Here is a 4,895-nt window from a genome sequence, read left to right as displayed (position 1 = left end):
ATCGATTTTCAGGTGGTCAACTACCTAATTTTCAGGGAAAAAGTCCAGGAATTTTCCCCCCGATCCCCGCAATGGCTGGCACTTTTTGAGGGGAAAAAAGTCCAAAAGTCTTATCCAACAAGGTTTTTAGATTTATTCAGCAGACCCCAATTAGATCAATGCACAATTAAGGATTTTTGTCAAGAAAATAATATTAAACTTATTATTGATGTCTGCCATGCCCACGCCCAAATTATCTGGCAATTAGCGATTAATTAAGCTACCCTAACTAATATCCCCCCCATTGGCCTCGATTTAGAACTGGCTTTTATCCGTCCCCACCTTATTATCGATTTTTTTCGGGAATATTATGTCTGAAACTATCACTCCCGCCATTAGCGATCGCATCTGTAAACACATGAACAAAGATCACGGTGATGCCGTGCTTTTCTACGCTCAAGTTTACGGTAATATTACCGATGCAGAAACTGCTCAAATGCTCTCCATCGATCCCCAAGGCATGGATTTAGCCGTAGAAAAATTAGGGGAGAGTCAAACAATTAGAATCCCTTTTGAGCGCACCCTAGAATCAGCCAAGGATGCCCATAATATTCTGGTTGAGATGCTAAAAGTTAATCAAACTACCCCTTGACAAAGCCAGATTTTGCGACTATCACCGAAAAAGACCAACCTAGAGAATTAGCCCATGAATCAGGTTAACAGTACGGGAATAAAAATACCCAAGTCTGGCTGGCGTTTACTGCCTTTTTTAGTCTTGGGTGTGCTAGTTTTTGCCTTTAATTCCTCCCTAGAATTAAATTATCTAGTTAAGGGTTATATTACTCTCTTGGAATTACAGACAGGCATCGTGGTTTTATACTTTCTTTTGGCTAAATTAGGGAAATCTCAAAAATTATGAGAAATAGAACTATAGCGGCTTTACTAGCCTTTTTTCTTGGTTATCTTGGCATCCATAAGTTTTATCTAGGGGAGAATTTGGCAGGTGTTCTCTATCTACTTTTCTTCTGGACTTTTATCCCTGGCATCATTGCTTTTTTTGAATTTATTGGTTTAATCATCATGTCAGATCAAGCTTTTGATGCTAAATACAATCCTAACTATCTCCCCAGCAATACAGAGCGAGGACTGCCGGAATCAGGCCAGCAAAAAACCGCTACTTTACTCCAGCTTAAAAAACTTTACGATCAGGGAATTATTACTGCTGAAGAATACGAAGAAAAACGCAGAAAATATTTAGATTCTCTTTAAAAAATATGTCTAATCTCTCTCCTCGCCCTCCCGAATCTTCCGAGTGGATCTGGCTGTCTTTAGTCCCAGTTTTCGGGGGACTTGCCATTGCTAATGCTGGCAAAAAAAACAATAACCAAAGTTGGTTATCTGTCGGCATTGCCCTGACAATTATCTCCCTTATTTTCCTTACACAAGAGTCTTTTCTCGTCATTTGGTTTGCCCAAATCGGTCTGGGTTTATACATCCGTCAACAGCTTAATTCCCATCCAATAGCTTCGGCAAATAGAACCGATTCCAGACAGTCATCCTCTCCTCTCGAAAAAATTGATATTAACAGCTGTTCCACCAACGATCTGGTTTATAAATTAGGGTTGCCGATTGTCTATGCCAATGATATTGTTTCTGTCCGTAATGAAGGACATATTTTTACCCATTTAGAAGAATTACACTTCCTGGCTGGTTTACCGGAAAATTATCTCAAAAAATTGGAACCTTTGATTATTTTTGCCTACGATATTCGCCAAGAAGTTGACGTTTCTTGGCGTTGTTTAAATTACCACTCTGTTGCGGAATTAGTCAATCTCGGTCTTGACTTTTCCGTGGCTGATAAAATTGTCGCCGAAAGAGAAAAAAACGGTGTCTATCGTTCGGCGATCGAAGTGAGAAACCGGACAGGTATTCCCTTAAAATCCTATCAGCAATTGCTCTAATTAGCTTTATTCGGCTCTTCTGGTTTCTGTGTGGAAACGAGGTCTATACTGATAGTTTATTTAACCAAATAGTCCTAAAAGTCTTTCCCAGTAAACATTTCACGATTTCATAAGCAAAAATTATCACACAAAGTCGAGAAGAGCCTTTATTCTAGTTATAGTTTGCTGAATAAATCTAAAAACCTTGTTGGATAAGGCTTTTAGACTTTTTTTCTTTCAAAAAGTGCCGACCATTAGAGTGATCGGGGGTAAAATTCAGGGACTTTTTCCCTGAATTTTAGGTAACTGACTACCTCAAAATCGGTAAAACCCTACACCCCACACCCCACACCCCACACCCTGCCCCCACCAACAAACTTTTTCAGCAGACCCTACTTATAGCTTGAATTGCTTTTCTATCAAAGACACGAACCAACTTCTAGGTAAAAAACGGGGCAGATTGACGATAATTTTATTAGCCAATTTACCGGCTACCACGTTGGGGTGCTTATTTGCCAAGGCGGTTAAAGCCTCTTGTACCACCACTTCCGCCGAATCTAACCGGCCGTTTTTGCCCATAAAGGCACTGGGAAATCGGGCCACCTCAAAAAAATTCGATTCCGTCGGACCGGGGCAAAGAGCGAGGATTTCAACGCCTTTGTCTTTATTTTCTGCCCAGAGAGACTCGCTAAAGCTGAGGACAAAGGCTTTTGTCGCCGCATAGACGGAAAGATAGGGCAGCGGTTGAAACCCGGCAATGGAAGCAACATTGATAATTGCCCCCCCAGTGCCGGCAAGCATGGGACGGAGAAAATAGTGGCTTAATTCCACCAATACCAGATTATTTAACTGGATCATTTCTAACTGTCGGGCTAAATCCCGCTCGCTAAAAGCGCCATAATCACCAAAACCAGCATTATTTACCAGTAAATCGACGTTGATTCCTTTTTGGTTCACCGTATCATATACTAGCTTTCCCGCCCCGGCAACGGTCAGATCTTGAACGATAACTGTCACTTTTACCCCGTATTGTTCCCCCAATTCCGCCGCTAATTGTTCTAGTTTATCTCTGGATCTAGCGACTAAAATTAGCTCCATTTGCCGTTGGGCAAGTTGACGGGCAAAGACGACACCGATACCGGTGGAAGCACCGGTAATGAGGGCTGTTTTCATAGAAGATCAATCAAAAATAGCTTTTTTGCTGGAATTGTACCACAATTACCCTTCCATTTACAGTTCTTAACTTGGCGGGGAAGGCATTTTTTCAACTCAGAATATATGTTAGGCTAGAAATAGAACAAAGGTCGAGGGAGGTGCAGAAATGACAGTTATAAGCTTCACTGATCAAGATATTGCCAAGTATACCGCCGCTGATATTGCTTCTTTGGCCGAACGACTAGAAAAAGATGAGTATAGTAACCCCTTCGAGGCTTTGCGGGATTGGCATCTGCTGCGAGCGATCGCTTTTCAAAGGCAGGAATTAGCCGAATCTTATCTTTATCTGTTGGATCTAGAAGCCTACGATGAGGCTTAAAGTGGCTTAGTTAAACAAAACTTAACACAAATTACTGGGGGTGTGAGACTAGCACACCCATTATTTTTGATTATGATATTCTCCGGCTGAAAAAAGCCCCTAGCTTTTTGCCCCTTCTTTCCCTACTATCAATAACAAAGTATTTTTAGGCGATCGACTAAATTATGGGCAAACAATACAACGTTTATGGGATCGGTAACGCGCTCGTCGATATGGAATTTCAAGTCTCTCCTGAATTACTGCAAGAATTGGGCATCGATAAAGGAGTGATGACGCTGGTGGACGAAAATCGTCAAACCCAGTTGATGGAAAAATTGGCTCTTGATTGTAAACGCAGCGGTGGCGGCTCGGCGGCGAATACCCTAGTAGCGATCGCTCAGTTGGGGGGTAGAGGTTTCTATTCCTGTAAAGTGGGCAATGACGAATTAGGTAAGTTTTATCTGCAAGATCTGCGCGCCTGTGGTTTGCATACCAATGAACACGGCGGCGAAAAAGAGGTGGGAATCACGGGAAAATGTCTAGTTTTCGTCACTCCCGATGCCGATCGCACCATGAATACTTTTCTCGGCATCACCGGGGAAATTTCCGAACGAGAATTAGTCCCTTCAGCGATCGTTAATGCCGATTATCTCTATCTCGAAGGTTATCTCGTCACCTCTCCCACTGCCAAAGCTGCCGCTATTAAAGGGCGAGAAATTGCTCAGGCTGCTGGAGTGAAAACCGCTTTATCCCTGTCGGATCCCAATATGGCGATCTTCTTCCGGGAGGGATTACTGGAAATGATCGGAACGGGGTTAGATTTCGTTTTCGCTAATGAGTCGGAAGCTTTGACTATTTCCGGTAGCGAGGAAATTGAGTCAGCGATCGCCTATTTTAAAACCATTGCCAAAGGATTCGCTATCACCCGGGGTGCCAATGGTTCTTTGATCTATGATGGCGAAAATCTCCTGGAAATTGACCCCCATCCCGTACAGGCGATCGATACCGTCGGTGCGGGGGATATGTATGCGGGGGCTTTTCTCTACGGCATTACCCACGGTATGGGTTACAAAGGAGCGGGAAATCTCGCTTCTCTAGCGGCTGCCCGGGTGGTTTCTACTTTTGGGGCGCGTTTACAAACCGAGGAAATTCAATCCCTGCGCGATTTGATCGTTTTGGGATAGGTTTTGTCAGTGATCAGCTTTCAGTCATCGGGAGTCAGGTTTTTTCTCCCTGCTCCCTGCTCATAGACAGTCTTAACCAGTAATTTAGATAGGGTTTGCTGAATAAATTTGAAATGTAGGCAAAGTAAGGGTTTTGGAGCTTTTCTCGCGAAACAGGTGCAAGATTTTGAGAGAATCGTCGTTCAAAACCTTGCGTCTTCATCGGCCCGCGTCCTGTAGGGGCGAAGCATTCGGGCAATAACCTATCGGTGAAAACGTAGATTTTCTATCCGAATGCTT

8 protein-coding genes are annotated in these 4,895 nt (G+C 43.1%); 7 read left to right on the top strand and 1 reads right to left on the bottom strand.

Features of this window, described 5'->3' with window-relative positions:
- The 5 genes from O9300_RS00235 to O9300_RS00215 all read left to right on the top strand — a co-directional run.
- Positions 1 to 258 (top strand): hypothetical protein (locus O9300_RS00235; protein WP_287969301.1); only part of this gene is annotated, 258 nt, incomplete at its 5' end.
- Positions 259 to 349: 91 nt separating this feature from the next.
- Entirely contained in the window at positions 350 to 631 is a 282-nt protein-coding gene (locus tag O9300_RS00230) for a DUF2470 domain-containing protein (protein ID WP_002784578.1), read from the top strand.
- Between the two features lie 54 nt (positions 632 to 685).
- On the top strand, positions 686 to 898 hold the full coding sequence (locus O9300_RS00225; protein ID WP_002761887.1) for a hypothetical protein: 213 nt from the start codon (positions 686 to 688) through the stop codon (positions 896 to 898).
- Positions 895 to 1,248: an NINE protein gene (locus O9300_RS00220; RefSeq protein ID WP_079208556.1), complete on the top strand. Its 354-nt coding sequence runs from the start codon at positions 895 to 897 to the stop codon at positions 1,246 to 1,248. Before O9300_RS00225 ends, O9300_RS00220 begins: the two co-directional genes overlap by 4 nt.
- 5 nt (positions 1,249 to 1,253) lie before the next feature.
- Positions 1,254 to 1,940, top strand: coding sequence for a helix-hairpin-helix domain-containing protein (locus tag O9300_RS00215; protein ID WP_287969299.1), 687 nt, complete (start codon positions 1,254 to 1,256; stop codon positions 1,938 to 1,940).
- Between the two features lie 375 nt (positions 1,941 to 2,315).
- Here the strand turns inward: O9300_RS00215 and O9300_RS00210 are convergent, their stop codons facing one another.
- Positions 2,316 to 3,092, bottom strand: a complete 777-nt coding sequence (locus O9300_RS00210; RefSeq protein WP_287969296.1) for an SDR family NAD(P)-dependent oxidoreductase — start codon at positions 3,090 to 3,092, stop codon at positions 2,316 to 2,318.
- A 148-nt stretch (positions 3,093 to 3,240) separates the two neighbouring features.
- On the opposite strand from O9300_RS00210, the gene isiD reads away from it, so the two are divergent.
- Together isiD and O9300_RS00200 are read left to right on the top strand one after the other, a co-directional pair.
- Entirely contained in the window at positions 3,241 to 3,453 is a 213-nt protein-coding gene (gene isiD / locus O9300_RS00205) for a protein IsiD (protein WP_002796844.1), read from the top strand.
- Between the two features lie 164 nt (positions 3,454 to 3,617).
- Positions 3,618 to 4,616: an adenosine kinase gene (locus tag O9300_RS00200; RefSeq protein ID WP_002761882.1), complete on the top strand. Its 999-nt coding sequence runs from the start codon at positions 3,618 to 3,620 to the stop codon at positions 4,614 to 4,616.
- Positions 4,617 to 4,895 lie beyond the last annotated feature (279 nt).

It is taken from the genome of Microcystis sp. LE19-195.1E, assembly GCF_027532095.1.
Lineage (GTDB): Bacteria > Cyanobacteriota > Cyanobacteriia > Cyanobacteriales > Microcystaceae > Microcystis > Microcystis aeruginosa.
Note: the sequence above shows the minus strand (reverse complement) of the source record. Positions and strands in the feature narration are given on the sequence as shown.

Bases quoted from the DNA above. Each gene is read 5' to 3' on its own strand.
- O9300_RS00225 (WP_002761887.1), top strand. From the start codon at position 686: ATGAATCAGGTTAACAGTACGGGAATAAAAATACCCAAGTCTGGCTGG.
- O9300_RS00230 (WP_002784578.1), top strand. From the start codon at position 350: ATGTCTGAAACTATCACTCCCGCCATTAGCGATCGCATCTGTAAACAC.
- O9300_RS00220 (WP_079208556.1), top strand. From the start codon at position 895: ATGAGAAATAGAACTATAGCGGCTTTACTAGCCTTTTTTCTTGGTTAT.
- O9300_RS00200 (WP_002761882.1), top strand. From the start codon at position 3,618: ATGGGCAAACAATACAACGTTTATGGGATCGGTAACGCGCTCGTCGAT.
- O9300_RS00215 (WP_287969299.1), top strand. From the start codon at position 1,254: ATGTCTAATCTCTCTCCTCGCCCTCCCGAATCTTCCGAGTGGATCTGG.
- isiD (WP_002796844.1), top strand. From the start codon at position 3,241: ATGACAGTTATAAGCTTCACTGATCAAGATATTGCCAAGTATACCGCC.
- O9300_RS00210 (WP_287969296.1), bottom strand. From the start codon at position 3,092: ATGAAAACAGCCCTCATTACCGGTGCTTCCACCGGTATCGGTGTCGTC.